This is a genomic window from Sorangiineae bacterium MSr11367, assembly GCA_037157805.1.
Taxonomy (GTDB): Bacteria; Myxococcota_A; Polyangia; order Polyangiales; family Polyangiaceae; genus Pendulispora; species Pendulispora rubella.
This window is the reverse complement of sequence record CP089983.1, coordinates 2999570-3025729: the sequence shown is the minus strand read 5'-3', so window position 1 is coordinate 3025729 and position 26160 is coordinate 2999570. Positions and strand designations below refer to the sequence as shown.

At 64.3% G+C, this 26160-nt stretch carries 20 protein-coding genes; 8 read left to right on the top strand and 12 right to left on the bottom strand.

Translation table 11 applies throughout. From position 1 onward, the window contains the following. Window positions 1–252: 252 nt before the first annotated feature. On the bottom strand, window positions 253–939 hold the full coding sequence (locus LVJ94_12185) for a S1 family peptidase (GenBank protein ID WXB07987.1): 687 nt from the start codon (window positions 937–939) through the stop codon (window positions 253–255). A gap of 403 nt (window positions 940–1342) precedes the next feature. On the opposite strand from LVJ94_12185, the gene LVJ94_12180 reads away from it, so the two are divergent. Then, a complete protein-coding gene (locus LVJ94_12180) occupies window positions 1343–2134 on the top strand; it encodes a hypothetical protein (GenBank protein WXB07986.1) in 792 nt (263 codons plus the stop codon). 11 nt (window positions 2135–2145) lie between these two features. Here the strand turns inward: LVJ94_12180 and LVJ94_12175 are convergent, their stop codons facing one another. From LVJ94_12175 to LVJ94_12165, 3 genes are all read right to left on the bottom strand, one after another. Next, on the bottom strand, window positions 2146–2427 hold the full coding sequence (locus tag LVJ94_12175; GenBank protein ID WXB07985.1) for a hypothetical protein: 282 nt from the start codon (window positions 2425–2427) through the stop codon (window positions 2146–2148). Between the two features lie 75 nt (window positions 2428–2502). Further along, window positions 2503–4737: a sensor domain-containing diguanylate cyclase gene (locus LVJ94_12170; protein WXB07984.1), complete on the bottom strand. Its 2235-nt coding sequence runs from the start codon at window positions 4735–4737 to the stop codon at window positions 2503–2505. A 17-nt stretch (window positions 4738–4754) separates the two neighbouring features. Further along, window positions 4755–5285, bottom strand: a complete 531-nt coding sequence (locus LVJ94_12165; protein ID WXB07983.1) for a hypothetical protein — start codon at window positions 5283–5285, stop codon at window positions 4755–4757. A gap of 106 nt (window positions 5286–5391) precedes the next feature. Between LVJ94_12165 and LVJ94_12160 the strand changes: the two genes are divergently transcribed. The 3 genes from LVJ94_12160 to LVJ94_12150 all read left to right on the top strand — a co-directional run bounded on the left by LVJ94_12160 (window position 5392) and on the right by LVJ94_12150 (window position 9196). Beyond that, a complete protein-coding gene (locus LVJ94_12160; protein ID WXB07982.1) occupies window positions 5392–6369 on the top strand; it encodes a rhomboid family intramembrane serine protease in 978 nt (325 codons plus the stop codon). 157 nt (window positions 6370–6526) lie between these two features. Next, a complete protein-coding gene (locus LVJ94_12155) occupies window positions 6527–7414 on the top strand; it encodes an SDR family NAD(P)-dependent oxidoreductase (GenBank protein WXB07981.1) in 888 nt (295 codons plus the stop codon). 393 nt (window positions 7415–7807) lie between these two features. Beyond that, on the top strand, window positions 7808–9196 hold the full coding sequence (locus tag LVJ94_12150) for a sigma 54-interacting transcriptional regulator (protein ID WXB07980.1): 1389 nt from the start codon (window positions 7808–7810) through the stop codon (window positions 9194–9196). 27 nt (window positions 9197–9223) lie between these two features. Here the strand turns inward: LVJ94_12150 and LVJ94_12145 are convergent, their stop codons facing one another. Beyond that, a complete protein-coding gene (locus LVJ94_12145; protein ID WXB07979.1) occupies window positions 9224–10633 on the bottom strand; it encodes a protein kinase in 1410 nt (469 codons plus the stop codon). 29 nt (window positions 10634–10662) lie between these two features. Between LVJ94_12145 and LVJ94_12140 the strand changes: the two genes are divergently transcribed. Together LVJ94_12140 and LVJ94_12135 are read left to right on the top strand one after the other, a co-directional pair. Continuing rightward, window positions 10663–11769: a hypothetical protein gene (locus LVJ94_12140; protein ID WXB07978.1), complete on the top strand. Its 1107-nt coding sequence runs from the start codon at window positions 10663–10665 to the stop codon at window positions 11767–11769. Between the two features lie 52 nt (window positions 11770–11821). Further along, a complete protein-coding gene (locus LVJ94_12135; protein ID WXB07977.1) occupies window positions 11822–12799 on the top strand; it encodes an AraC family transcriptional regulator in 978 nt (325 codons plus the stop codon). Here the strand turns inward: LVJ94_12135 and LVJ94_12130 are convergent. Continuing rightward, window positions 12796–13851: an NAD(P)-dependent alcohol dehydrogenase gene (locus LVJ94_12130; GenBank protein ID WXB07976.1), complete on the bottom strand. Its 1056-nt coding sequence runs from the start codon at window positions 13849–13851 to the stop codon at window positions 12796–12798. The genes LVJ94_12135 and LVJ94_12130 overlap by 4 nt on opposite strands. A gap of 173 nt (window positions 13852–14024) precedes the next feature. On the opposite strand from LVJ94_12130, the gene LVJ94_12125 reads away from it, so the two are divergent. After that, on the top strand, window positions 14025–14885 hold the full coding sequence (locus tag LVJ94_12125) for an AraC family transcriptional regulator (protein ID WXB07975.1): 861 nt from the start codon (window positions 14025–14027) through the stop codon (window positions 14883–14885). A 218-nt stretch (window positions 14886–15103) separates the two neighbouring features. Here the strand turns inward: LVJ94_12125 and LVJ94_12120 are convergent, their stop codons facing one another. From LVJ94_12120 to LVJ94_12105, 4 genes are all read right to left on the bottom strand, one after another. Further along, the gene (locus LVJ94_12120) at window positions 15104–15484 is read right to left on the bottom strand and encodes a hypothetical protein (GenBank protein WXB07974.1); all 381 of its coding nucleotides are present in this window, start codon (window positions 15482–15484) and stop codon (window positions 15104–15106) included. Window positions 15485–15491: 7 nt separating this feature from the next. Then, a complete protein-coding gene (locus LVJ94_12115) occupies window positions 15492–19718 on the bottom strand; it encodes a hypothetical protein (GenBank protein WXB07973.1) in 4227 nt (1408 codons plus the stop codon). A gap of 304 nt (window positions 19719–20022) precedes the next feature. Next, window positions 20023–20886: a hypothetical protein gene (locus tag LVJ94_12110; GenBank protein WXB07972.1), complete on the bottom strand. Its 864-nt coding sequence runs from the start codon at window positions 20884–20886 to the stop codon at window positions 20023–20025. Between the two features lie 7 nt (window positions 20887–20893). Beyond that, on the bottom strand, window positions 20894–21316 hold the full coding sequence (locus tag LVJ94_12105; protein ID WXB07971.1) for a hypothetical protein: 423 nt from the start codon (window positions 21314–21316) through the stop codon (window positions 20894–20896). A gap of 73 nt (window positions 21317–21389) precedes the next feature. On the opposite strand from LVJ94_12105, the gene LVJ94_12100 reads away from it, so the two are divergent. Beyond that, window positions 21390–22226, top strand: a complete 837-nt coding sequence (locus LVJ94_12100; GenBank protein WXB07970.1) for an OmpA family protein — start codon at window positions 21390–21392, stop codon at window positions 22224–22226. Here the strand turns inward: LVJ94_12100 and LVJ94_12095 are convergent. Both LVJ94_12095 and LVJ94_12090 read right to left on the bottom strand, forming a co-directional pair. Further along, a complete protein-coding gene (locus LVJ94_12095; GenBank protein ID WXB07969.1) occupies window positions 22213–23061 on the bottom strand; it encodes a ferritin-like domain-containing protein in 849 nt (282 codons plus the stop codon). The two genes, LVJ94_12100 and LVJ94_12095, sit on opposite strands and share 14 nt — an antisense overlap. A gap of 37 nt (window positions 23062–23098) precedes the next feature. Beyond that, window positions 23099–26077 (bottom strand): FHA domain-containing protein, encoded by a 2979-nt coding sequence (locus LVJ94_12090; GenBank protein WXB07968.1) that lies wholly within the window; start codon window positions 26075–26077, stop codon window positions 23099–23101. Between the last annotated feature and the right edge of the window lie 83 nt (window positions 26078–26160).

The following is a 26160-nucleotide window of genomic DNA, read 5'->3' as shown; positions in this document are numbered from 1 at the left end:
CGTCGCGCCTAACGCAAAAGTCGATTGAACGTGGCAGATCGACGATTGCCTCGCAGTCGAGCAGCGGCAGCGGGACAACCCCGGCGGGGCCGGCGCCTTAGTCCGTCTCCAAGGAGAGGATCGCCAGGCGGAGGGGCGATCCCGGCGTTCAGCCCCGACACGTCGCGCCGGTTCCGCCGGTTTCCTCTCGCTGCCGCGGTCCCAGCACCAGGCAGGTTCGAGCCTGACACATTCAATCGACCGTTGCCTTAATCACCTCTGCGCGACGTCGACCGCTTCGCGCTCGGCGGCGCCGAAGGCTACGCGGGCGAGGCGCGCGTACGCGTCCACGCGCGTGTACACGTGGTTTCCATGGCCGGAGCAGCTCCCGCCGCGGGAGACGACGCCCACGATTTCGCCCGTGCGCACGTCGATGGCGGGACCGCCCGAGTCGCCGCGGCACGTCGCCGCATCGACCTCGAACTCACGCGGGCCCAGGACCGCGCCGGTGTCTTGGTTCGCAGCCGGACCGACGGCGAGCACGGTGCTGCGCTCGCGCGGGCGGCGCTGGCCGATGACGTTCGTCGCCCCGCCGCCGAATCCAACGGGGACCACTTCGTCACCCGACTGCACCGAGTCGTGGAGACGCAGCGGAAGAATCGTCACGCCCGTGATGGGGCGATCCAAAATGACGTACGCCACGTCCGCATCGCAAAGCACGTGGCCCGTGGGATGAAGCGTGCGCACGGCCCGCGCGCGCGGCACGTCGCGATCGACCTGCACGCGATCGCCGACGTACACCACGATGGCCGCAGGATCGGCGTCCTCGCCGATGTGGGCTCCGTTGTGCGACCGCCCATCGGCGTCGCACGACGGCATCGTGGTGATGGCCTTCGCCACGCAGTGCCGAGCCGTCAGCACCAGGTTGGGTGCGACCAAGGCCCCGCTGCACAACGTCACACTGGTTGGGTTACCATCGTGTGAGGTAGCTACGGCCAATACACCTGCGCTAGCGTGTTCGATTGTCCGTTGAAGTCGGATATCGGGCCCCCTCACGCAACCGCTGCCGATAATCGCCAACGATCCCGCGAAGATGGCGAGTGCAACGCCACGCGGAGTCATGCTTCGAATGCCTCTTTCATCTTGGATGACGGCATCCGAGGGCGCTTGCGGTCGAAGTTATTAAACGACCGAAGTTTGCGCGGGCGCATATACCGGCGAGATCGTCCGACATGTACCGCAACGTGCTTCCCCACACCTGTATACCGGAAGCGCGGGTTCGCTCGCACGTTGGTCGCTCTGTCTCTCTGTTATCGTGCACTCGGATGAAACCTGCTCGACCTGCCCGTTGCTCTAGCCCCTAATGTTCTTTCAATCCGACTTCGCATCGGTCGCCCGGGCGGCAGCTACCCGCATCGCCACCGCTATCGCGCGGGCCGAGGAAAGAGCCAGCGAAGAAGAGATCGCCAAGCGACTCGCGGCCGATGCACGTCTGACCGAGGCCGCGCAACGTGAGCGCGCTCGCCTCGTGGCAAAGATCGAGGGAGAGCTCGGGCCGTTCGACGATGCGCAGCTCCAAGCCTTGCTCCAGGTTCCACGCGAGCGGTTCGTGCGCCTTCAAGATTTGCCGCGGGCGTACGAAGACGTTCCTCTGCCGCTCGACGACGAGGGCTTCGCCACCATCAGCGCACCGCACGCATACCTGCTCTCGTTTCGCGTGCTCGCGTTGCGCGAAGGCGATTCTCTCATCGAGCTAGGCACCGGCTCGGGGTATGGCGCTGCACTCGCGTCCACCGTCGTGGGCGAACGCGGATCGGTGCGCACCTTCGAGATCGATGGCGCGCTCGCGGGCCGGGCGAGCCGGTTGCTCGCAGAGCGCTCCAACGTCCAGGTCTTTCATTTGGATGCGGCCGATTCGGCCTCCGTTTGGGGTCCTTTCAACAAGGTGGTCGCCACCTTTGCCGTCGACCCGGTTCCACACGCGTGGCTCGCAGCCCTTCCCGTGGGAACGGTGCTCGTCACGCCCGTGGGCCCGCGCGACAAAGATCAGCGGCTCGTGCGCATCGTGCGCACCGAGACGGAGCTCCTCACCTCGGACCACGGCGGGGTTCGCTACGTGAGCAACCGCAGCACCATTCCACCTAGCAGCGCCTAGACCCAACCCGACTAGGATTTCGGCTCTTCGTTCGTAGGCGAAGGCGGCGCATTCTCCGCGGCCGGCGGCGCTTGCGGGGCTGCGTTGGCACCATCACCACTACCTGGGGGCGGCGGTGCCTTCTTGCGACCGAGCACCTTTTCGTCGATGGCTTCCCCCACGGTCTCGAAAACCTTGCCCACGTCGCGGGCGCCCTGCTTCACCGCCTCTTCGATTTTCTCGGTGGGGAACTCATCGACGGCCGTCTTCGCGGCGCGAAAGAGAAGCCCCAGCCCGGTGCGAAGATCGTCCATCGGATCAGGTTTTTTCGGCTCGTCCGGCATGCCCCCATCATGCGCACGGCGCCGCGATGTGTCGAGCCGTAGACGCTACCGCGCCCGCGCGGTTTTTGGGAGGCGGCTAGCCCCCGCCGATGGCTCGGTTCGCGCAGTTGCCGCAGGAGGGGGCGGGGCACCCGCTGCGGTGCACCGATTCCGGCCCGTGCGCTTCGAAACGTAGAGCGCTTCGTCCGCGGCCTTGAACAGCGCATCCCAGCCGTTCATCTTCGCGGCCGATGCCGACGCCGGACGCGGGTTAAAGGTGGCGATGCCGATCGAACACGTAACCTGGAGCTTGCCGTTCGCCGAGTGAAACACGGTTTTCCCCAGCTCCTGCCGGATGCGCTCTGCGAGGAGCATCGCCCCCTCTTCGTTGGTTTCCTCGCAGAGCACCACGAACTCCTCGCCGCCGAAGCGCGCCACCAAGTCGGTCGCCCGACGCTGGCGCTGCAGGATGTCCGCGAGCCCCTTGATGACCACGTCGCCCACGTCGTGGCCGTAGGTGTCGTTCACCTTCTTGAAGAAGTCGATGTCCGTCACCATCACGGACAGCTTGCGGCCGAAGCGTGCCGCCGCGGCCACCTTTTGCGTCGCCGCCTCCAGCATGGCGCGCTTGTTGAGCAACCCGGTGAGGCCGTCGGTGGTGGCCATCATCTCGAGCTTGTGCACCATGCGCGCGTTGGAGAGGCTCACGGCCAGGTGGCTGGCCAACACCTCGAGGGTCGGCCGAACCGACTCCCCGAAGGCATTGCGCCGCCGCGCCCCGAGGATGAGCGTCCCCAGCGGTTTCTCGTGCTGCAGCAGCGGCAGCACGAGAAGCGACGGCAACTTGGGCCACGGGTGGCGCCGCGTGAGCACGGTCTGGTGCGTCGGGTCGTACTGGCCTTTGTACGGAAGCGGGAACCGATTCTGCACGACCATGGAGACGAGCCCCGTGTTGTGCGAAAAGCGCATTCCGACCAAGTCGTCGATCTGCCCATTCGCACTTTTCGCCGCGCACACCTCGTGGATGCGCGTGGCCTCGTCGTAAATGGTGACGGCCGCCAAGTCGAAGCTTGCAATCTCACGCGCCGCACGCACGCCGGCCTCGAGCACGTCTTGTTCGCTGGTCGCCGCGCCCAGCGCCTGCGCCGCGCGGTACAGTTTTCCTTGCTCCACCTTGGCGCGTTCGAGCTGCACGAAGACGCGCTCGTTCTGGATAGCGCGCAAGCAGTACCGTGCCGCCTGCGCCGCGAGGTCTTCTTCATGCGCGGTAAAGGCACGGTTCTCGCGGCGGTCGATGACCAACACGCCGCGCAACGCATCGAGTCCCTCGAGCACCGGGATGGCCGAGAGCACGCTCACCGGACAGGCCCCCGCATAGTACGGCACCTTGTACGACGGCTTGAGACCGCCCAAGGTCACGCGCTCACGCCTCGCCGCCACGGCGCCCAGCACACCATCGCCCACGGCGATGGGTGCATCGTGGATGTCGTCCGATTCGGTGGACAGCTCGCTGATCTTGAAGTGCGTCTCGGCATCGTTCAACCAGAGCAACACCGCCGTGTGCAGGCCCAAGGTGTGGCGCAGCAAATCGAGTGCATAATGCACGGATTGGTGAATCTCCTCGACGCTGGATCGCGCGAGCCGCTCCTCGGCGTCGGGGTTCGCCTCCCCTGCCCCGAGCAGACGGTAGCTGCGCGCATCGTCCTTGAGGCGGCGAAGCTCCGCCTCGACGCGTGCGCGGGCGGCTGCCCGGGTGCGGGCAACCTCGACGCGCAAGAACGCGAGGTTCAAAATGGCGAAGGTGATCGCGAAGACCGCGTGCGGGATCAGGCTGTCGAAGTTCGTCTCGAGCAAGAGGTAGTGCCGAACCAGCGCCTCGAAGCCGATGACCGACGCCAGCACGAGGATCGCGGCCGCCGGTCGCGCGAGCGCGGCCACCAGCGCGACCAACACGTAGATCACCGGAGCGAACACGCCATCGAGGGTCCCTTCGAAGCGAAGGAGCGAGGCGTTCAAGCCGATGGTGAGCAGCACCCCCAGCTCGAGATCGAGCAAGAGGGGCACGTCGGGCACGCTCTCGGGCGAGCGCGGCGAACGCGTCCGATCGTGCGACCAGCGCGCCCGAAGGCGCGGCACCAGCAGCACGACGAAGAGCGTGACGGCCAGTGCGGTCGCCATGCCCAACGGCGCGGTGGCCCCGCCCGCGATCACGTATGCGCCGAGCGCACACCCGAACGCGAGCCCGTGCCCACGCCGAATGATGCGCCGGACGAGGAGCGACCCTCGGACGAGCGGATCCATGCAGGGATTCGTCCGTATCAGGGGGCCGGCGGCGGGGCCAAATTCCAAGCGTCGCGCCGCCGCCACTCCTCGAGTCGGGCGGCAATTTCCGCGACCTTGCTCTTCGAAAGCGGAAAGCGCAGCGACTCCCCCGAAGCCGCGTGCGGGCCCATCCCCGTAGCTGAGGAGTTACCGCCCTCTGGGACTGCGAGCGGGCGGGGCACCACCACGAGGACCGCACCTTCGTGGCGGATGGCCTCGAGGCTGTCCCATGCGAAGAAGGTCTCCTCGTTTCCGAGGTGCACGAGAAGACCGCCCTCGACCACCGCGAGGTAGCGGTCGTCGAACATGAGCATGCCAATGCCGAAGAACCCGATGACGAGCCCTGCGATCATGAGCGCCGCGCCGAGCACCCCTATGGCCGTGCTATGCGGGAATTTGCGAACCGCGGCCGAGAAAAGCACCATGGGCGGCCCCACCGTGAGGAGCACCAGCGCCGGGATCAAGATGCGCTTCGTCGGTCCAGACTGGTCGACGCGATAAAATTCGAGATGTTCCCGAGTCTCCACGGCACAACCTGGCGTCGTCTTACCGCATGTAAAGAAGTTCGAGGAGTGGCGCCGTTCGATCCATTTCGTGTCGGCTGATTCGTACGATGGGCATTAGAATCGCACGGTGTCAAACGCTCAGGAGGAGACCGAAGAGTACGTAGCGCCGCGCGAGAAGGCCGGCGCCTATGCCGGCGCGCCCTTCACGCTGTTCGCGACCGTGGCCTGCATCCTCGTGTTCCTCGGCGAACTGTGGCTTTCGCTGGCGCCCGAGATGGACTGGTCGCAGCTGGGCAAGATCCTCTTCGATATTCCTCGCCCCGTGGTGTTGGCCTTCGGTGCCAACAACGCCACCTCCACGCTCTACGAAGGGCGCATCGACACGCTGGTGACCTCGTGCTTCGTGCACTTCGGCGTGCTGCACATGCTCTTCAACCTGTACATGCTGCGGGTCGTCGGATCGTTTCTCGAGCATGAGGTCGGAACGGGGCGCACGAGCGTGCTCTACCTTGGTTCGGGCATCGTCGCCAACATGGTGAGCGCGCTCTACCATGGGTGGTACGATCAGGGGCAGGGGCTACTCGTAGGGGCCTCAGGTGCATTGTGGGGCCTGATTGGGGGCGCCTTCATCCTCGGTTATCGGACCCACGGCTGGAAGAGCATGCTGACGCTCATCATGGGCATCTGGCTCGTGATCAGCTTTTCGCTGGGTTGGTGGAAGCCCGAACATTTCGACAACCCCGTACACATCGGCGGTGCCGTGGCCGGCGCAATCATCGCCGTGGCGTGGCGCCCCGGCCGGGAATCGGAGACGCTGCGCCGAATTTCCACGGGGCTGGTCATTGCGACCGTCGTGGTGTCCAGCATGGCCGTGGTGTACTTCGACTTCAACCGGCCCTTCGCAACGATGGAGGTGGCGCAGCGGCTGGCATTCGCGCAGAGAGCGGTCCACCTCGGCGCCTGCGACGAGGCGTGGGCGGCCGTTCGAACCGCTCGGCGGACGACGCCGCGGGCCCCCGACGTGCTGCAGGCCGTGCAATACGTACGCGCTCATTGTGGGCACGATCCCCATGTCCCGCTCGACGGGAGCGGCGCTTCGCGGTAAATCCCCTGCTGCCATGGCGCCGCCACCACCTCCGCACACCCGGCTGACCGCGACCGAGATACACTTCTTAACGAACCCCACATTCGGGCCATACAGTGGGGGAATATCGTGTGCCCTGGACCTGCTAACCATTCGTGCTTAGCAGCATGGAGCGCTCATGATCGACAAGACCGTCCTCATTACCGGCGCAACGTCGAGCATCGCATTGCTCACCGCACGGGAGCTTGCGACGCTCGGCGCGCAGGTGATCATCACGGGACGTGATGTGCGACGGGGCGATCGTGCCGCACAAGAGCTGCGTCGCTCCGCCAGTCACGATCGGGTGCATTTCATCCGGGCCGATACCGCCACCCTCGATCAACATCGCGACCTCGCGGAAGCGGTGTCGGTGCGCTTCCCGCGACTCGATGTGCTCATCAACCACGTCGAGGTGTCGTACGAACGGCGGTGGGAAACGGAAGATGGCCACGAGGCCACCCTGGCGACGAATCTGCTTGGCCCCCACGCACTCACATCGGGGTTGATGCCCCTGCTCCGCAAAGGGCATGACGCGCGCATCATCAACGTCACCTCGGATGCGTTCGCGACCATCATGCGCGACCCGTTCGACGACGTTCACGCCAAGCGCCACTACGACGGGCTCGAGGTGTTCGCCCGCTCGAAGATGCTGCGCATTCTTTGGACCTTCGCACTGGCCCGAAAGCTCGAGTCCTCGCAGGTGGTGGTCAACGCAGCCGATTCGAACAATCGGTGGCACACGGCGTCGAATGCCTCGGTCTTTCTGGCGATGGCCGACGCACGCACGGGCGTCACGGGCACGTACTACGAGGACTCGGGCAAGCCCGCCCGCAACACCATGCGAACGCTCGACGTCGAAGACCAGGATCGGGCGTGGGAACTTTGCACGTCGCTCACCGGTTCGCACTTGGGGGTAACCCCGGAATCGCCGCCACCGCGCTCCTCAGGTGGAAGCGGTGGGGAGACACCTACCTTCCCCCGTTCCACGGTGCGCGTCTCCAAGACGGCAAAATCGAGTTGGCTGTAATTGGTTGCGATTGGCGGCAATTGAACGGCACGATTACCGCGGAGTGATTCCCGATTAGTCCGGAGGAACCGGGGTGCAGGTCCGCCGATCCACCGATGGCCGGGTACGAGGTCGCTACACGTGACGCCATTGCGCTCGCGACCCGAGCGGATGCGCGGACACGCGTGGCAAAAACGTGGCGAAGTTCGCAACGTGCCGAAAAAAAAGGCCGAATTGTTTGTCGGCATGACTGTTGTGCAACGCATATGCCTCGGCAATTTGGCGCCCATTTCACGTGCGCGTGTCGTGGTGCGTGGCACGTGTGGCACTCGTTGCACATGCCCTTGGCGAGATGGTGCGTAATTTGCGCAGGCTGTGCTTTCACCGGAAACGCCGTATGATGAGGGCTTCGAAGTGGCGCGAGAAACAAGCAAAAGGGAAACGAATGGCGACGAGGGCACCTGGGGCGATGCCTTCTCGCGCGGAGTCATTCCAAAGAGTCCGCGCGTGGTGGTCCTCTGGGAGGGCGGCGAAGCGCAAATCGCCGCTCCGCTTTACGGCTCCTCCGTCACCATCGGCCGCGGCTCGACGTGCGATCTGATCATCCAGCACCGCTCGGTTTCGCGGCTCCACGCCAGGCTTCACGCCGTGCGCGACGGCTTCGTCATCGAAGATCTGGGCAGCTCCAATGGCACGCGCGTCCAAGGCGAGCCACTAGAGCGCGGCACGCGCACGCCGGTGACGTATGGGGACGTCGTCGAGATCGGCGGCACCTTGCTGACGTTCCAAGACGCCGGGCCGATTCCGTCGGAACTTCCGCCGCCGGCCGAGCCTTCGAGCCCGAAGATGCTCGTGGCCGATCCATCCATGTCGAAGGTGATGCAGCTCGCAGAGACGATCGCGCCCGGCCCGGTGAGCGTCGTCATTCATGGGGAGATGGGCGTGGGCAAGGAGCTGGTCGCCGAGACCATCCACCGCCTTTCCGGCCGCACCGGCGGGCCGCTTCTTCGCCTCGACTGCGCATCCCTCTCGGGTGAGCTCCTAGAGCGAGAGCTCTTTGGCTACGAAGAAGGCGCCTTCTCTGGAGCTACCAAGACGAAAATCGGCCTGCTCGAAGCCGCCAACCAAGGCACCGTCCTTCTGCACGACGTCGACGAGATGGCCTCGAGCACGCAGGACCAGCTTCTCCAGGTCATCGAATCACGCGAGGTCACCCGCATCGGCGGCACCGCCGCCCGGTCCATCGACGTACGCTTCCTCGCCGCGACGCATCGCGATTTGGCCGAGTTGGTGAAGAAGTCGCGATTCCGCGCGGAGCTGTATTCCAGGCTGAACGGGGTCACCCTCGAGGTGCCGCCCTTGCGCCGCCGCTCCCGCGAGATTCTGCCGCTGTTCGAGCGCTTCGTCGCCAGCGCCTCCTACGCCGCGCGCAAGCCCACGCCGGAGATCGCCCCCGCCGCACAAAATTGGCTGCATCAGTACACGTGGCCCGGCAACGTGCGCGAGTTGAAGAGCGTCGCCGAACGCGCCGCCGCGCTCTCCATCACGGGCATCATCCGCGTCGAGCACCTCGCCCCCACCGTCGCCGATACCTTGCCCATGGAGACGCGTGTCTCCGAGCCCTGGCGTTCGCAGCGCACCGACCCGAGCGACGACGTCGCCGAGAAAGTGCGCATTCTCGAAGTGCTCGCACAATGCTCGGGGAATCAAACGCGCGCCGCTCAGATATTGGGCATTTCGCGACGCACGCTGGTAAATCGGCTGGATACGTACAATATCGCGAGGCCGCGCAAGGGGGGATAGCGCTATTCGCCCTTTGCGCACCCCTAATTAGCGATGACGAGAACGCCTCGGCGCCGGAACGGAAGATGCCGGAGCTGAAGGTGCCAGGGCGGCCGGCGCTGCAGCCCCCCCCGCATCGTGGACATCGGTCGCGGAGGCAGAGGCGGCGGTGGTCTCTGGGGCGGAGGGCGCGATTGTCTCTGGGGCTTGCGCGGACGCCGGTTCGGCAGGCGCGCTCGGCGGCGGTGCCGGTTCCGTGGCGGCAGGGGACCGACCTAGGCGCGCGACGAATCCGACGAGAAGAACGACGGCGGCCGCGGCGAGGAGCATCGAGCGGCGCGGCGTGGAGGAGGTGGCCCGCGGCGAGGAAGCCGCGGGCGGCGGCACGGCCGTGGTCGCCCCGGGTGCCGTTCGATCCGGAGGCACCGACGGAGCGCGCGATTCGGGCTCCGAGCTCGCCTCGGCCTCCGTCGCGGGACGCGCGCTTTCCTCCGCGGGAGGCGCCTCCTCGGTGCGTGCAACAGTGCGGTCTTCGCCTGGATCGGGGAGGGAAGCGGAAGAAGCGGGAGGCTCGACCACCGGCGGGGACGCCGCTTCCACGGAGACGCTCGGCGGCATCGCAAACGGCGCGAGCGTGTGTGCGAAGTCCGCAATCGACGCGGTCCGGCCGTCGAGATCCGCAACCAGGGCGCGCTCGATCACCTCGTCGAGCTCACGCGGAGTCTCGGGAACGAGTTCGCTCAGCTTCTGAAACGCGCCGTGTGCGATCGCCTCGCGGACTTCCGTCGCGGTGGCGCCATCGAACGGGAACTTGCCCGCCACCAGCACGTAGAGCGTGACGGCGAGAGACCACACGTCGGTCCGCGCATCGAGCCCGCCCCGCGGACGTGCAGCAAGTCGCTCCGGCGAAGCAAACTTCAGCGCGTCGAGAAGCGCACCGTCGTGCTCTCCCTCGAGCGCGAGCTCGGTGCTGGAAAGCCCGACATCGAGGATCTTCACGAGCGGCCCACCGTCGGCCGCCTTCGTCAGAAAAAGATTCGACGGCTTGATGTTTCGGTGCACGACATGCGCCGTATGCAACTCCTGCAGACCGTTGCACGCCTGCAACACGTACCCCAGGGCTTCGCCCACGGGAAAGGGCCCGTACTCTGCCGCAAGCTCGGCGAGATTTTTCCCCTCGAGCCATTCCGTGACGACGTAGGGCGTGTCGTCTTCGACACCAACGTCGTACACGAAGATGACATTCTCCGAGCGAACCGCCTGCGCCGCCTCGGTATCGCGCATGAACTGCCGCGTGCGAATCGATGCCGGTAACCGCGCCACCTTGATGGCGACCCGTTGCGCTCGAAACCGTTCCTCAGCCGCAAAAATGGCTCCCGTGGGCCCCTCGCCGATGATGTCCCCGAGCGTATACTTGCGGCCGAGGATCGCTCCACGCGTGAACGCTGCCTCGACCATTGAGCGCATACTAGTACACGGAGCCGCCCATGATCACCTCCTCTCTCCTCAAAGACGTGACGCCCATCCACGACTTCGACACTCCCCGGGCGGAGCCTCTGCAGGGTCGTCGCTTCCGCGCCGTTCGCACTGCAGCCGAACGCGTCCGTGACCGCTTCGCTGCAGGCCCGCGCGTCGTTTGCGCGCGCACCATCAACCAAACGACGCTTCCCTACCCCACGAAGTACGCCTTCTATTCGGCCGCCTTCTCGCCCGCGCCCTTCGTGACGCTCACGCACCGCTGTGTTCTCGTGCAGTTCATGCAGCGCGGGTCGTTGAAGAACCTCCTCTTCAATCCGACCGACATCATCGCCGCCCGCCGCGCACCCTACTTCGCGCGCCTCGTCGAGCGATTCCGCGTCGTCGAGCCGCTCTTATCGAAGCAATGGGACTCCGTCCCCTACGTTCTCGCGTCCATGGGCCTGCGGGCCGCGGACATCGACTACGTCGCGTTCGATCACTTCCATACGCAGGACCTGCGCGGTCTGCTGGGCACACGCGACGGACGGAGGCAGGCGCTCTATCCCAACGCCGTCCTGCTGGCCCCTCGGGTCGAGTGGGACGACTGGGACGAGCTGCATCCGCTTCAGCGCGCCTTCTTCGTCCCCGATGGGAAAGAAGGTGTGCGCGAAGATCGCGTGGCGTTCCTCGATGGCGATCTGTCGCTCGGCGATGGCGTGATGCTTCTGCGAACGCCCGGGCACACATCGGGAAATCAGACGCTGTTTCTCAATACGGATAGTGGAGTCTGGGGCATCAGCGAAAATGGCACTTCCGCCGACAACTGGTCTCCGCTCGAGAGCAAGATCGCAGGCCTCGCGAGTGCCTGCCGCAATCAAGATCTGGACGTCATCCTCAACTCGAACACCCCCGAGTCGGCCGCCGATCAATATACGTCGATGATTCTCGAGCGAACCATCGTGGATCGCGTCAAGCGGGCGCCGTCCTTCGTGCAAATGTTCCCATCGAGCGAAGTGACCCCGAGTTTGCTCGCACCAGGACTGAACCCCACGATCCTTCATGGCGAGATCCGCAGCGGCGAGTTCACGAAACCGGAGGCCCGGGTTCCGCAGCGCGAGACCGAGATACGCGTGTAGGGCCGTCGCCATGTGACCAGGCGCCCGGAGGAACCATGCTAATTTGTCGGCGATGCATGACCGTTCGTCCGACCGCGAGGCGCTCGCGCGCGATGCGCTGAGCGAGGTGCTGCAGGATCTGCGCATTGCCAATGGGACCTATGCGCGATGCGGGCTTGCGGGCACGTGGGGTATCGACTTTGCGGCGCAGGGGCAGGCGCGGTTTCACTTCGTGGCGGCCGGCCATTGTTGGCTGCGTGGCCCCAAGCGCGCGTGGACGGAGTTGTACGCGGGCGATGTGGTGTTGCTCCCGCACGGAAAGGGGCACGCGCTCGCGTCGAAGGCGCGGGCGCGGCGGATACCGCTCGAAAAGATGCCCATTCAGCCCATTGGCGAGCGGACATACCAGATGCAGGCAGGCGTCCGCGGCTCGCCGACGACCCTCGTGTGCTGCAGTGTCGACTTCGAGCAACCGGCCGCGCATCCGCTCTTGGAGCTCATGCCCCCCATGCTTCTCGTGCGCGGTGGCGGCGCGCACGATGCTGCGCTGTCGCCGATTCTCGAGGCCATGGCCGCGGAGGTGCTCGCGCGGCGCGTCGGGGCGGCCACCGTGATGACCCGTCTCGCGGACGTGGTGATTGCGCGGGTCGTGCGCGCGTGGGCCGAATCGCGCACCGAGGATACGCGCGGATGGCTGGCGGCGATTCGCGATCCGCAGATCGGGCGCGCGATCGCCGCCATTCATCGAAAGCCGGGGGAGCCCTGGACCGTCGAATCGCTGGCCGATGTCGCCGGAGCGTCGCGTTCCGTCTTTTCGGAGCGATTCTCCGCGTTGATGGGGGTGCCGCCGGCGCGCTACCTCGCCCAATGGCGCATGCATCTGGCCAGCAGCTGGTTGCGCAACGACCGTGTGACCGTTGCCGAGGCAGCAATGCGCCTCGGCTACGAATCGGAGGCCGCGTTCAGCCGCGCCTTCAAGCGATTCACCGGGGTGCCGCCCAGCGCCATGCGCCGCGAGCCGGCGGCATCCCTCCCCCGTTGGCTCAACTAGCGAGCGAGCGACGCGTTGTCGATGACGAAGCGGTACTTCACATCGTTGCGGACCATGCGCTCGTAGGCCTCGTTGATCTGCTGAATCGGGATCACTTCGACGTCCGAGACGATGCCGTGCTGGCCACAGAAATCGAGCATCTCCTGCGTCTCGCGGAGGCCGCCGATGAGTGAACCTCCAATGCTGCGCCGTTTGAAAATGAGGTTCGTGATGTTGGGCGACGGGTGCGGATGCTCGGGTGCGCCCACCAGGACCAAGGTGCCGTCGCGCTTCAACGCACCCACGAACGGATCGAGGTCGTGCGACACGGCCACGGTGTTCACGATGAGATCGAAGCTGCCCGCTTGTTTGGCCATTTCGTCCGCGTTTTTCGACACGACGACTTCGTCGGCGCCAAGCCGTTTGCCGTCTTCGATCTTGCTGGGCGACGTGGTGAACAAGACGGTGTGTGCACCGAAAGCGTGCGCGAACTTCACCCCCATGTGACCGAGCCCGCCCAGGCCGACGATGCCAACTTTCTTTCCCGGGCCCGCCTTCCAATGGCGGAGCGGTGAGTACAAAGTGATGCCTGCGCAGAGCAACGGGGCCGTTGCCGCAGGATCGAGCGACTTCGGAACGCGCACGACGAAGCTCTGGTCGACGACGATGCGGTCCGAGTAGCCGCCGTAGGTCATCGCGCCAGGCAAATCCTTGTCCGGGCTGTTGTAGGTCAGGACGAATCCCGCCTCGCAGTACTGCTCGAGGCCCTCTTTGCATGCGGCGCAGGTTCCGCAGGAGCCGACGAGGCATCCGACGCCCGCGAGATCGCCAACGGCAAATCCGGAGACTTCACGGCCAACTGCGGTGACCCGGCCGACGATTTCATGGCCCGGAACCACGGGATAAACGGTGCCTTTCCATTCGTTGCGCACGCTGTGCAAGTCCGAGTGGCAAACACCGCAATAGAGAATTGCAATCTGGACGTCCCGTGCACCGAGCTCGCGACGCTCGAACGAGAAGGGGCCCAGCGGAGAGGTTGCGCTTTGTGCTGCGTATCCAAGGCTTTTGCTCACGGTCATCTCCTCAGTCGTCGAATCGTTGAAGGCTCGACGTGTGCTGGGAGATATGATGATCGCACCTGGCGTCCTCAAGGCACGATCGTCCGGAACGCTTGCCTGATCCTACGGTCGGCCACATTTAATGGATCGTGGAATCGATACCTGAATCGGGCGTGACGAAAAGCCGAATGGTTTCGCTACTGGAGGCGCTGACGTACCAACAAGGCATGCAGCCGTCGGCCCTGCCGGGTGTAAACCTGATGCGGGCAGACACCATGTGCCGGCAGCCGGTCGTGTACGAACCGAGCATCGTGATCATCGCGCAAGGACGAAAAATTGGGTACGTGGGCGAGCGTCTTTATACGTATGACGCGAACAACTACTTGGTGCTCTCGGTCCCGCTGCCGTTCGAATGCGAGACGTACGCCGCGCCCGGTGAACCGCTGCTCGGCCTCAGCATTTCGGTGAGCCTAGGCATGCTGGGTGAGCTGCTGCTGGAGATGGACGACCGCACGCCCAGCACGGAAACGATCTCCAGCATCTATGCGACCCCGCTGACCGAGGAGCTCACGGGTGCGGCGGTTCGCCTTTTGGAAGCGTTGCGATCGCCCGCGGAGAGCCGCATCCTCGGTCCGCAGATCGTGCGCGAGATCACGTACCGCGTGCTCTGCGGCGAGCAGAGTGGCGCGCTTCGCGCGGTCGCCACGCGACAAGGGCACTTCGCACAAATTGGCAAGGTGCTGCGCCGCATTCACGAGAACTACGCAGAAGCCTTTCAGGTCGAAGACTTGGCGCGCGAAGCCAGCATGAGCGTGACCACGTTTCATCAGCACTTCCGGGCGGTGACCTCGACGACGCCGTTGCAATACGTGAAGACGATCCGCCTTCACAAGGCGCGGCTGCTCATGGCGCAACAAGGGGTCAGCGCCAATTCCGCGGCACGGAGCGTGGGCTACGAGAGTGCTTCGCAATTCAGCCGCGAATTCAAACGATTCTTCGGCGACACGCCGTCGGAAGAAGCAGCCCGAATGCGTGCGTTCCTCGCGTAACGGAAACGGAGAATGCGAGATAAGGAAGCTAGACGAAGCTAGTCCATCGCGAAAAGCTTCTTGGATACGACCTTGTGGTCTCGCTCTTCGCACAAGGTCCGCGTCGCTTCAACGAAATTCTAAACTCCAGGAAAGCAACGGCACGGTGTCGTGCGAAAAGCCGATGTCTTTTCGCTATTTGTAGCTGCACCGGTGACGAAGTCGCGACGCCGCGACCATCAGGCAACGGAAGACGCCGCGAGCTCCTGCAAAACATCGAGCGCGTAGGGCCCGGGTTCCCCCGCCAACTCCGAGACCGCGGTCGCAATCGCGCGCCGCGAAGCATGCGCCGGAATGGAGAGAATCGCCCAGCGCGCCCCCGGTCCCCTTCCCCACGCGCGCCCACTCTGCACGGTCACCCGCGGCAGCCGCCCCGCCCCACGCGAACGCGTCGCCTTCTCGACACAGATGGCAATGCGCGTTCGCAATGGATTCACCAGGTCCAGCGCCCTCTGGGCGAACGCCAGCCGATCGAAGCGCTCGTCACTCGTTTCGAGCAACGCGCGCTCCTGCTCGGTGTACTCACGGATGTCGCCGAAATCGATCTCGAGCTTGGGCATGGAGGACTCAGTTTGGCAGGCCCACCGTGCCTTGGCGGATGATTTCGTAGAACTGTTCGAGCCCGCGCTCCTTGTCGAGCATGAACTCGCTCATCTCTTTCATCATGGTGCCGTAGTCCGGCCCTTGCAGCTTCGAGGCAAAGTCGTCGGGCGCGACGCGGTTCACTTCGGAGATGGTGTCGATGATGACTTCGAGCGGCGTTTGCGGGACCTTGCCGTCCTTGGCGGGCATGGGCTTCACCAGGTTTTGCAAGGCGAGGGTCAGCACCTGGTTCGGGTCGAGTTCGCGGTTGCAGTTCTCGATGCCCTCGGCGGTGAAGGCGCGGCCGCTGAGGCGGGCGAGAAGCGCGGTGACCGCGTCGACGACGCCGGTCTGGAGGAGGTTGCCGTCCTTGTCGACGAGCGACGATGCGGCGCCTTCCGACAAGGTGCGGATGAGCGGGGCGAGGCTGTCGTCGGCGAGGAGCTGCGGGAAGTCCACCAAGGTGGTGAGCATCGTCTTGCGGGCTTCGTTCACCGAGTTGGGATCCGTCATGTAGAGAAGGAACTTGGCCAACTCGGAGCGCGCGTTCGCGTCCTGACGAACGGCCTCGGTCACGTCGAGGATGGTGCCGAAGAGCGGGCCGCTGGTGACGTCACCGAACTTCTTCGTGATCTCGTCCTTCGCCCAGCCGCACGCCGTCGTGCTGTTCGTGGCGTACGTGTCGGGGCAGTGCGCCAACAGCTGCTCGCGGAAAAGCTGAATCAACTTCGGCAACAGCGGCGGCGTCACCCGATTGGCAAATGCCGAACCGGCGCCGCTGCCGTTCACCGTGAGGAACTGGTCGACCAGCTGCGAACGCGCACGCCGCCAGAGTTCGAGCCGGTTGTCGTTGGGATGCGTCGTCGACCAATCCGCAAACGACTGATCGAACTTGTTCAGCGCCTGCAGCACCAGGTACATCGGCGTGACCTGCGGGTTCTTCGTCCCGTCGTTGCGCAGGCCTTCCTTGCTGCCATCGCGATTCGTGACATTGCGCGCCTTGGCCAGTGCGGGGTCCAAGAGGATGCGCGTCCCGTCGACGAGGACCTTGAACCCGTCGGGGTTCTCCGTACCCGCGCACTTGTGAGTCTTCGGATCGATGGACGTGCAACGCGGCACGGTCACGTTCTTCTTCAGGACGGTCAGAATGTCGCGAACCGCCGGGAGCAGATCGCTCACGAATTGCTCACTGATCAGCGCCTCGTAGCTGGATGCGCCGTCCTTCGTGCAGAAGCCGTTGACGCATTCGGCCGCCGTCCCCTTGCTGCTCTGCCAATGCTTGTTGAGCGCGGTCATCAAGTCGATGAAGATGTCTTCTCGATTGCGCTTGGTGAACGGCAGAAGGAGAGGCTTTATCAGCTCGAAGAAGCGAAAATTCTCGGTAATGAACAGCGTATTGTCGTCACGCTGGTCGAGCCACTGCCCTTCCTCGCAGTCGCGCAGATGGTGAATCATGCCGTCGGGCGAGGGGTTCGGCCCCGGCTGGCAGGCATTGTCCCGACCGGCCTGACCGATGCACGGATCGGGAATCACGCGCTCCTTGCACAACTGGGTACCCGTGTGCGGATTCAATCGCTGCTTGTTGGCGTCGAAACGTCCGAAGAGATCTTTGATGAACCGAGACGTGGTCGCATTCTTCGTATCGGGCGTCGTGTAATCGAAGAACTGCAATCGCGTCAGGAACCGCGGCGTCGGTAGGAACGTCCTGCTGCCGGAGTCCACACCTTCGATGCTGTTATCGCTGTACGGATCGGAGCTCTGCCAGAATCCCCGAATGACGCTGGACTTCTCGAACACGCTGACCGTCGCCGGCGAAAGCCGAAGTCCGAGTACGTTGATGCCCAATCGGGCATCGTCGTAGCGCACGTACAGGTCGGCTTTGTGAACGATGGAGTCCAAGAAAAACGTGGCGGCATCGTCGATCTTCGTGAAGCTGCATTCCTTGAGCGGCTTGCCCACGAAGATGCCCAACAAATTGATCGGTATATCGGTATCTCCGATCAGCGTCCCCTTCGCGTGAACGACGGCACCATCCGAATTGCACACCGTCACGTTGTGCGCGTCCGTGACGAGCTGGGCAAACCGCTGAAAGAGACTCCGATTCAACCCGCTGTCCGGCTTGGAGCGATCCACCGGCGTCCGGGGCTCTTCGACCCGTTTCGTCGTGAGATTGTACGGCAGCACCCAGGGCAAGCCGTTGTTGGTCATCGCGCTGAGGTTGTCACGATCGTAAGAAATGAGATCGCTGTATTTCATTTGATTCGAAAACAGCGTTCCCAGGTCTTCGATTTTGGCAATTCCCTGATTCGGATCCCATAGAACGTTCAGCATGTCCTCGAGAAGGCGATTCCCTGTTTGCGGATCGACCTGCGTGTCCTGGGCAATCTTCACCAGCACATCGTGAATCTCGTCCCACAAGGTCGACTTTTCCGGGATGTCCGCCTCGGGATGCTTGTCGGCGATGGCCTTCGCCGCCAACCCCATGCCGGTCAGCCGTGCGACGTTCGGCAAGCGCTCCGTCACCAACTTCTGCGCGAGGGACAAGAGATCGTCGCCCGTCGGGTCTCCCACCACCGTGCCCAGCGCCCACATCAAATCGAGCAGTGCTGCACTCTCGCGATGGTACGCATCGTAATTCACGGCCACCTTGGACGTGCCCAAGTCGCCCGGGGGGTTCTCTCCGGGGTGCGTCACTTTCCAATCGTCGATGCGCGTCGGGTCGGGAGTGTACTCGCGCACCGACTTGTACCCGTTGTCGCGCGAGCCCATGAGCACTTCCAGGCCCGCAATGGCATCCATCAAGGTCTCGTGCTTCTTCGAGACGTCGGGATCGATCAGCGGCGGCAGATTCTTCATCAGCGCGTTCGCGAACGTCTGCGACGTATCCGTCATCGTGTAGATCGGCGCGCCACCCGCACCGTCCAGCGCGCGGCCGAACTGGTCGCGGGCCAGGGCGTCGGTGCCATCCACGGCGGGGAATGGAGAGGGCGCGGGCTTGCCGTCCTTGGTTAGGAATCGACCCAGGAAATCGATGGCTGGCAGCTTGGGATCCTTCGCGTCCGGCGTGAAGAACTTGGCCAAGGCGTCGGGCGAGACCGAGGCGTACCCGCGCGAATCGCGCGTCACCAGGTACAGCGGAGCGTCAGGCGGTGCGTTGCCATCGTTCTGCGCGTAGATCGGGTCCTGCATGTTCAGGAGGTAGCTCACGACCTCCAAGGTCGTGCGCGGCCGCGAAAGAATCGGGCGTCCCGCGGCGTCGGTGAGCGTCGTCGGGGCGGGTGACCACGGATCGGGCGCGAACGTGCGCAGCTCCTCGTGCGTCACCTCGAGCATCTTGGCGAATTGCGCGTGCGCCGGACCCGGAACCGGGACGCGACTGCCGTTGCCGTAGCGCGCGGCATTGAGGGCATACGGATCCGAGTCCCACGACAGAAGGCGCAGCGCGGCGTTCGACAGATTGCGCAACTGGGGATACGCCACCACGGGGCGGATGGCACCTTGCTCGATGATGTCCGGCTTGTAGCCGCGGCGCGATTCGAATTGCGCGAGGCCGTCGCGGGTCGCGTTGGCGTTGGGGTCCGTCGCGCGGATGTCGTCCATCACGCGGGCCACCGCTTGCGTCGTGCGCGGGATGGTGCCGTCGTTGTAGAGCGCCTGCAGCTTGCCCAGCATGTCGCTGAGCTGCTGCGTCAATTTTCCGCGATCGCCCGCCTTGTCGTCCGGAATGACGTTGCACGTCTTCGTCGCGTCGTCGTTTCGCTCGTCGACCACGGGGATGCGCACGTTGGGAAAGGTCGCGTCGAAGGCGGCGATCAACGAATCGCGCCGGCGCACCATCGCGTGGATGCGCCCCATCGCGTAGTTGCGCCACTCCTGCTGCTTCTGCAGCGGAACGGGCTGGCCCTTCACGTCCTTCAGGTTTTCGTCCAGCGGTGGAAGCCGAGTCTGATCCACGTCGTTCGCGTACGTCCCGTTGGGGCCGGGCGACTTGTGACAGATTGCGGCAAACGACGAGCCGTTGAGATCCTCCCGCAGCACCTGCGCGGAAACGCGATCGCAAAGGATCCCGTAGAGATCCTCGCCGACGGTGGTCTTACGATCCGGGACCGTGCGGTTCGTGTTGAAGTCCGAGCAGGCAGCACCCGTGGCCGCAAGAAGGAAGAGCGGAAGGAGCGAAGAAACGAGGCGCCTTTTTCCGAAGGTCGTACGCATGTGCAACTCCTCAAAGCCTCAAGAGGGGTGAGAGCGCGGCCGGCTTGGCTGGTCGTCGTTCGAATGTACCTGCCAGCGATTCGCATTGCAGCGCTGATTCGGCGTCAATAACGACGTTTCGGCTCAACCGATAATGCGACGCGTTATTACTGGCGCGGCGCGTCTATCGCTTTGGGTGCAACGAAGCAAAGCGCTAGACGCGCGACCTCACGACCCCGTTGATCGCATATCGAATACCTACGAAGCCGCATCCCGCGAGCGGTCTGACAGGCTCGGTGTGAATCGATATCACCTTCGAGGAGCGCTACTTCGCAGCGATCAGCACGATCACGGTGAGGAGCAGCAGGAAGCCGATCGACACCATGAGAATGATGTTCAGCCTGCGCGATTGCTCCGTGAAGGGCGTAAACGACATGCGCCCTTCTTCCACCTGACTGTCCGTGAGGGGCCGCATCGGGCCGGGCACGGGAAGGTCGAGATCTGCGACCGGCGCATCGACCGGCACCACCAGCGGAGCCGCGGGTCCGGCTTGCGGGCCGGATCCCGGCTGAACCGATGTAGGGGCTACATCGTCCGTGGAGGTCGTTGGGGCGGCGGGTGAAGGAACGATCGCGGGGGCGACCATCGGCACCGCAGGAACGATTTGGCCAATCTGCACGGCCGGGAGGCCAGCAGGTGCTGTAGGAGGAGAGGCCGCAGGGCCCGTTGCGGCGCCGAGCATCGAGCCCACGTAGTCCTGATCGTCGGAGGCGAGGCCCTCGAGGGTGAACTCCGCAGGTCCGTCGGTCCTCTTGGGGGGAGCCGGCGACCCGGCGGCAGGGCCAAAACTGGGCAGACCGAAGCTCGGGATCCCCTCAGCGATCGCCGGCGTGGTCTCGGGCGGCGGTGGGATCGTCGGCGTCACGCGCGGCACGGACAGCGGCCGCGGCACCGTGCGGGAAGCCGGCACGCTCGGACGTGAAGAAACAGCCCCCTTGTCCCCCAACGCCGCCACGAGATCGGGCGGCAATGAAGGACGCCCCGCCTCGCTGGCGTGCGCACGCTTCATCGCCTGCAGCAAATCCGAAGGGATTTTGCCGATGCGCGTCTCGGCACTGTACGCATCATCCTCGCCCGGAGGAGGAGGGACGGTGTCGATTTGATGCTCGTCCTCATCCCTCTTGTTCATCTCGTTCTCACGACTCTACCAAAGCCTTTGTCGACTCGCTAACGCCGCCGCGAACATGAGGTCCAGCGCCGCCGTGCGATCGCGCCTCCGTTATCCACCAAGTTGCCATCACTGCAAGCAACATAACCGCCGCGAGCAGGATGATTTTCGCCAATGGATCGGGTTGGAGACGCTCGAGCAGCACCCGTGCTGCATCCCGCACCGCAGGGTCCGTCGCACGAGAGGCAAGCTCGGGTGCTTGATCATGGACCTTGCGATAATTGCCCGAAGCGAAGGCTCGAACCAAGTCATCGAGCGCTCCATTGCGCGGAAATGACCGAGCAAAAGAAGGCACAATGGAATTTTCTTCGAGAAGCGCTCCAGGTGTTGCCAAATCGTTGCCTTGGTGTGGGTCCTTCGTCACATCACTCACGTTCGTCGGACCGTCCACGGCCGGCGCAGCATACCTGGTGCGCGGCCAGAAACGCGAACAATCGGGGCGAGCCATGCGAGACTGAGCTCGCATGCTCAAGTCCTTTCTGACGACATTCACCATCGGGGCCCTCGCATTGGCCCTCATCGGCGGCGGCCTTTACGGCTGGGTGCGCAAGAATCGCTACGAGAAAGATCTCTCGGAGGAGCGTGCGCACTGGACCAACCTGGAACAAAAACTCGACGAGTGCACCAAGGGGCGGGAGCAGGAGAAGACCTCGCGCGAGGGTTCGGAGCGGGTGGCGGCCGAGACGCAGTCCAACCTGGAGGCCTCGCGCACGGAGCTCGAGGAGTTGCGCGCCGAGCACGCGGAGGCGGAAAAACGCCTCGCTGCGTTCAAAGCCATCACGGAGAAGTTTCGCAAGATGATCGACAGCGGCAAGCTCGCGGTAACCGTGCGGCATGGACGGATGATCGTGAAGCTTCCTGCGGGCATCCTCTTTCCTTCCGGCAGCGCCGATCTTTCCAAGGATGGCACCGAAGCAATCAGCGACGTCGCGCACGTGTTGCGCCAGTTCCCGGATCGGCGATTCATGGTTGCCGGACACACCGACAACGTGCCCATCGGACCGCCGTCACCCTTCAAGAACAACTTGGAGCTGTCGACGACGCGCGCGCTCACGGTAACGCAACAGCTCATCAAGGCGGGGATGAACGCCGGACGGCTCGTGGCCGCCGGCTACGGTGAGTACGAACCCGCGACCCCCAATGTGAACGAGGCTTCGCGCCAGGAAAACCGTCGCATCGAAATCGTGTTGCTGCCGAACATCGCCGAGCTTCCGGCGATGCCGGGCGACGACGCCGGCGCCCCCGACGCCTCCGCGAAGGACATGAAGGACGGAACGGCGAAGGCCGTCAAGAATCCGTAGTCGTGACGGCGGCGGTGTGGCCGCCTTCGAACCCGAGCTCGGTGAGGTAATTCTTGTCGAGCTTCGAGGTGCTGCGCGCGAATTGGCTCCGCAAAAAGAGGGCGATGCCGAAGAGCATGGCCCAGAGGCGAAAGAGGAGGCCGGGGCGCTTGGCGGGGACGAAGCCGAGCTCCTGGCCCTGACGCCGCACGCGCTGGCGCACGTACTCGAGAAAGGGCCCGAGGTGACGAAGGACGCGGTGGTTCGACGCGCGCTTCTCGAAGGCGCGAACCATGAAGGGCAGCACGCCCATCTGCAGCTCGAAGAGGCCATAGTACGGCGTCTTCAGCCAGGGGCGCTCGGTGAGAAGACGGCGCGTTTCCTTTTCGCCCCAGGAGACGTGCTCGATTTCCTCTTTGCAGACGACGCGCAGCTTCTTCTTGATGAGAGGAATGTGCGCGTGTTCGTCGGGCAAGGTTTGCAGCAGTAGATCTTTGAAGATGTCGAGCACCATGCCTTCGCCGATGGCGTGCTCCATGAAGACTTTGAGCGGGTAGTAATTGTTGTGTGCCGCCAGAAGGCGGATGACCCAGTGGGCGGGGCTGGGGGTGATGCCGAGCAGGCGAAAGATCTCGGCGAAGAGCTGCAGGTGCGCGAGCTCTTGCTTGGCCTGGCGCACGTAGAATTTGGCAGCCTCGAGCGTGCCCGCGGCGTAGAGCGACTTTCCGCAGAAGACGCCCGTGGCCTCGCCGTAGAGCGCTTGGGAGAGGACGAACCGCACGATTTCGCGGTCTTCGGCGTTCTCGAGATCGAATCGGTCTTCGCCGAAGTCGTAACCGGGTGTGAGGTCGTCCACGTTCATTTTGTAGCGTACGGGCGCGCGCCCGTCTCGTTCAAACCGGATCCCTGCGCTTGAGCAAGATGAAGAGAAGCCCGAGCATCACCACGGTCATACCGTAGAGCACGACGAACGGGACCCAAGGCGTGGCCCATTCCACGAAGCCCCATGCGCCTGCGATGGAGTCGCTCTCGATTTGCGCAATGGCGCAGTGGAATTGCCCGTTGTGAACGAAGTCGGCAGGGCTGTTCAGGGCGGGCTTGGCCAGGTCGATCACCCACGCGGGTGCGTTGGCCAGCGCCGCGCGTTCCTCGGCGATGCTGCCCTGGAAGCCCCAGCGTGCCGGCATGATGTACATGAGCGGCTTGAGCATGGGATTCGTGGTCATAGGCACCATGAGACCGCCCAAGACGACCTGCGGGATGAGCGCGATCGGCGTGAGCGCCATCGCGGCCTCGGCCGAGGTGACCAAGGTCGACACCAAGAGACCGAGCGCCGTCGCATTCATGGAGACGGCGAAGAGCACCATGAGCTCCATGACGAAGGCCGACGGACCGCCCTCGAACCCGAGGACCGGAAAGACGATGGCCAGCAGCATGAAACACTGCAAAAAGCTGACGAAGCTCAGGATGATGTATTTGCTGATCACGTAGTTGAACAAGCCGAGATTCACCATGCGCTCGCGCAGGTAGATCGCCCGCTCGGTGACGATCTCGCGCGCCGAGTTGCTGGTGCCGAACCACACGCAGCTCACCACGAGGAAGAACATCGCGGCGGTGTGGTCGTCGGTCGGCTTCATGTTCTTCAAGAAGTCGGCGGTGTTGGATGCGGCGTCGGCCCTGCGGTTGGCCAAGTCCTGAATGGCGCCGAGGCACCAGAATGGGATCGCCGCTTTCTGCCCGGCGAAGACGCCCGCGAGCATGATGCCGATGATGGGCGCCTGCAGGAACATGATGGCCGCACCGGCGCGGTCGCGGATTTTCACCTTCCAGTAGCGCGACATCAGCAGCATCAGCTGGTGGAAGAGCGCCACGCCGGAGCGATGCGGCGTTCCCCGTGCGGCAGCATCGTTGCCCACGGCCCGCGGGCCGGAGTACATGCGCTGGTAAACGGGATTCGTATTTTGGAAGAACTCGTTCCGCCACGCGCGCGCCGCGTCCAATCGGGCGGGGATGCGCGGCGCATTGGGATCGCGGCGCTTCATCTCTTCGTGCACGGCGCGCTCGCGCACGTTGAGCATGTCGAACATGTCGCGCGGGTTGTCGACTTTGCGCGGCGTGCTGCGGGTGCCCATCTCCGGGTGGCGTTCGATGATCGAGCCGAAGAACCGATACGACGAGTCACCCGTGGGGCCGAAGTACGTCGGGATTCCGCCGTAGCCCATGATGAAGCAAAGATTGAATTTCTCGAATTCGTCTTTGGCCGGCTGGTGGATCGTCATGATGATCGTTTTGCCGGTCTTGCGCGTCAAATCGGACAATAGATTGATGAGCGCCGTCGTGTCGTCGGCGGCGAGGCCGCTGGTGGGTTCGTCCAAAAAGAGGATGACCGGATCGGTCACCAGCTCGAGGGCGATGTTGACGCGCTTTCGCTGTCCGCCGGAGAGGACCTTCTTTTCCGGTTTGCCAATTTGAAGATTCTTGACGCCCTCGAGGCCGAGATCGCGCAGCGTTTCCTCGACGCGGCGATTGATTTCGTCCTCCGAATAGTCATTGGGCAGTCGGAACCGTGCGGAGTACTTCACCGCCTCGAAGACGGTGAGCTCGGGGTGCACGATGTCGTCCTGCGGGACGTATCCAATGGATCCGCGGAGGGCATCGTAAATCGTATAAAGGTCTTCACCGTTGATACGCACTTGGCCGCTGGTGGGCGGCATGTAGCCATTGAGCGTCAAGAGCAGGGTCGTTTTGCCTGCGCCCGAGGGGCCCATGAGCGCAATCATGTCTCCGGGCAAAGCCTTGAAGGAGACGTGATCGAGCAGGGTTTTCATCGCGGCTTTGTTGTCGCGATCGGGGACCTCGAGGAAGAGGTCCCATGCTTCGATTTCGTAAAGCGGTTTGCCGGCCCACGAGGCCTGTTGGTCCTCGACGACGACGTTGACCTGCTGGCCGGCGATGTGAATCAGCAGCGGCATGGGGCCGATGAAGACTTTTTCGCCGTTCTGCACGGGAACGCGCTGGCCGGGCGCGAGGCGCTGGCCGCGTACGAAGGTGCCGTTGGCCGAGCGCAGGTCTTCCAAGAAGAGCTGCTCGCCTTGTTTGACGATTTGCGCGTGGCGCGACGACACCTGGGCGTGCTGAACGACGATCTTGTTCTCCGGCGTTCGGCCGATGCTGATGACGTTGGACGCGAGCTCCGCGAGGGATAGCTCACCGATGACGGTGCGGTGCTTGCGCGGGCCGCCGCCACCACCTTGGTCACCGCCCGGTGGATTGCCGGCGGCTGGTGGAGGCGCAGCGTGTCCGGCGGGGGCTCCGCCCTGCGAGGCTTGCGCGTACTGTGCGAGCAGGCCCACGGGCACGGGGATGGATCCGAAGGCGACGATGCCGTTGGGATCGAGCGGCACCGGCTGATTCGCGGGGATCTGACGGCCCTGAAGGTACGTGCCGCTGGTGGAGCCTTGGTCGACGACCATCATGCGGTCGAGCATCACCGTGGCGTGGAGCGCGCTCACCGAAGCATGCGCCACGACGAGCGATGCGCGCGCAGGGTCGCGGCCCACGACGACATGCCCTCGCTGCACCTGCGCGCTGCCCTGCGAGAGGAGCATGAGCGCGATGGCCGGATGGGCAAGCGGCACGGGCACTTGGCCCACCGCGAACTGGACGCGAAAGTCGTAGGGCACCGGCTGCTGCGGCGGCAGCGGTGCACCGTTCGCGAAGCTCGGGCCTTGCCCCAGGTCGACGAAAAAGATCTGCCCATTCTGCCGAACGACACGAGCATGGTGCGGTACGACACCAGGCCCCGCGAGGACGATGTCGTTATCCGGTGCGCTGCCGATGGTGACGGTTTCTTTGCCGAGCCCGGGAATCATCGGGGAGCACTCTATGCGCTTTCGAGGGGTTAGGGTTTAGGGTTTAGGGGTTAGGGAGGAGAAACGGAGAACCGTCTCTCTCT

Bases quoted from the DNA above. Each gene is read 5' to 3' on its own strand.
- LVJ94_12125 (WXB07975.1), top strand. From the start codon at position 14,025: ATGGTTTCGCTACTGGAGGCGCTGACGTACCAACAAGGCATGCAGCCG.
- LVJ94_12170 (WXB07984.1), bottom strand. From the start codon at position 4,737: ATGGATCCGCTCGTCCGAGGGTCGCTCCTCGTCCGGCGCATCATTCGG.
- LVJ94_12110 (WXB07972.1), bottom strand. From the start codon at position 20,886: ATGAACAAGAGGGATGAGGACGAGCATCAAATCGACACCGTCCCTCCT.
- LVJ94_12100 (WXB07970.1), top strand. From the start codon at position 21,390: ATGCTCAAGTCCTTTCTGACGACATTCACCATCGGGGCCCTCGCATTG.
- LVJ94_12120 (WXB07974.1), bottom strand. From the start codon at position 15,484: ATGCCCAAGCTCGAGATCGATTTCGGCGACATCCGTGAGTACACCGAG.
- LVJ94_12135 (WXB07977.1), top strand. From the start codon at position 11,822: ATGCATGACCGTTCGTCCGACCGCGAGGCGCTCGCGCGCGATGCGCTG.
- LVJ94_12145 (WXB07979.1), bottom strand. From the start codon at position 10,633: ATGGTCGAGGCAGCGTTCACGCGTGGAGCGATCCTCGGCCGCAAGTAT.
- LVJ94_12155 (WXB07981.1), top strand. From the start codon at position 6,527: ATGATCGACAAGACCGTCCTCATTACCGGCGCAACGTCGAGCATCGCA.
- LVJ94_12175 (WXB07985.1), bottom strand. From the start codon at position 2,427: ATGGACGATCTTCGCACCGGGCTGGGGCTTCTCTTTCGCGCCGCGAAG.
- LVJ94_12140 (WXB07978.1), top strand. From the start codon at position 10,663: ATGATCACCTCCTCTCTCCTCAAAGACGTGACGCCCATCCACGACTTC.
- LVJ94_12180 (WXB07986.1), top strand. From the start codon at position 1,343: ATGTTCTTTCAATCCGACTTCGCATCGGTCGCCCGGGCGGCAGCTACC.
- LVJ94_12115 (WXB07973.1), bottom strand. From the start codon at position 19,718: ATGCGTACGACCTTCGGAAAAAGGCGCCTCGTTTCTTCGCTCCTTCCG.
- LVJ94_12090 (WXB07968.1), bottom strand. From the start codon at position 26,077: ATGATTCCCGGGCTCGGCAAAGAAACCGTCACCATCGGCAGCGCACCG.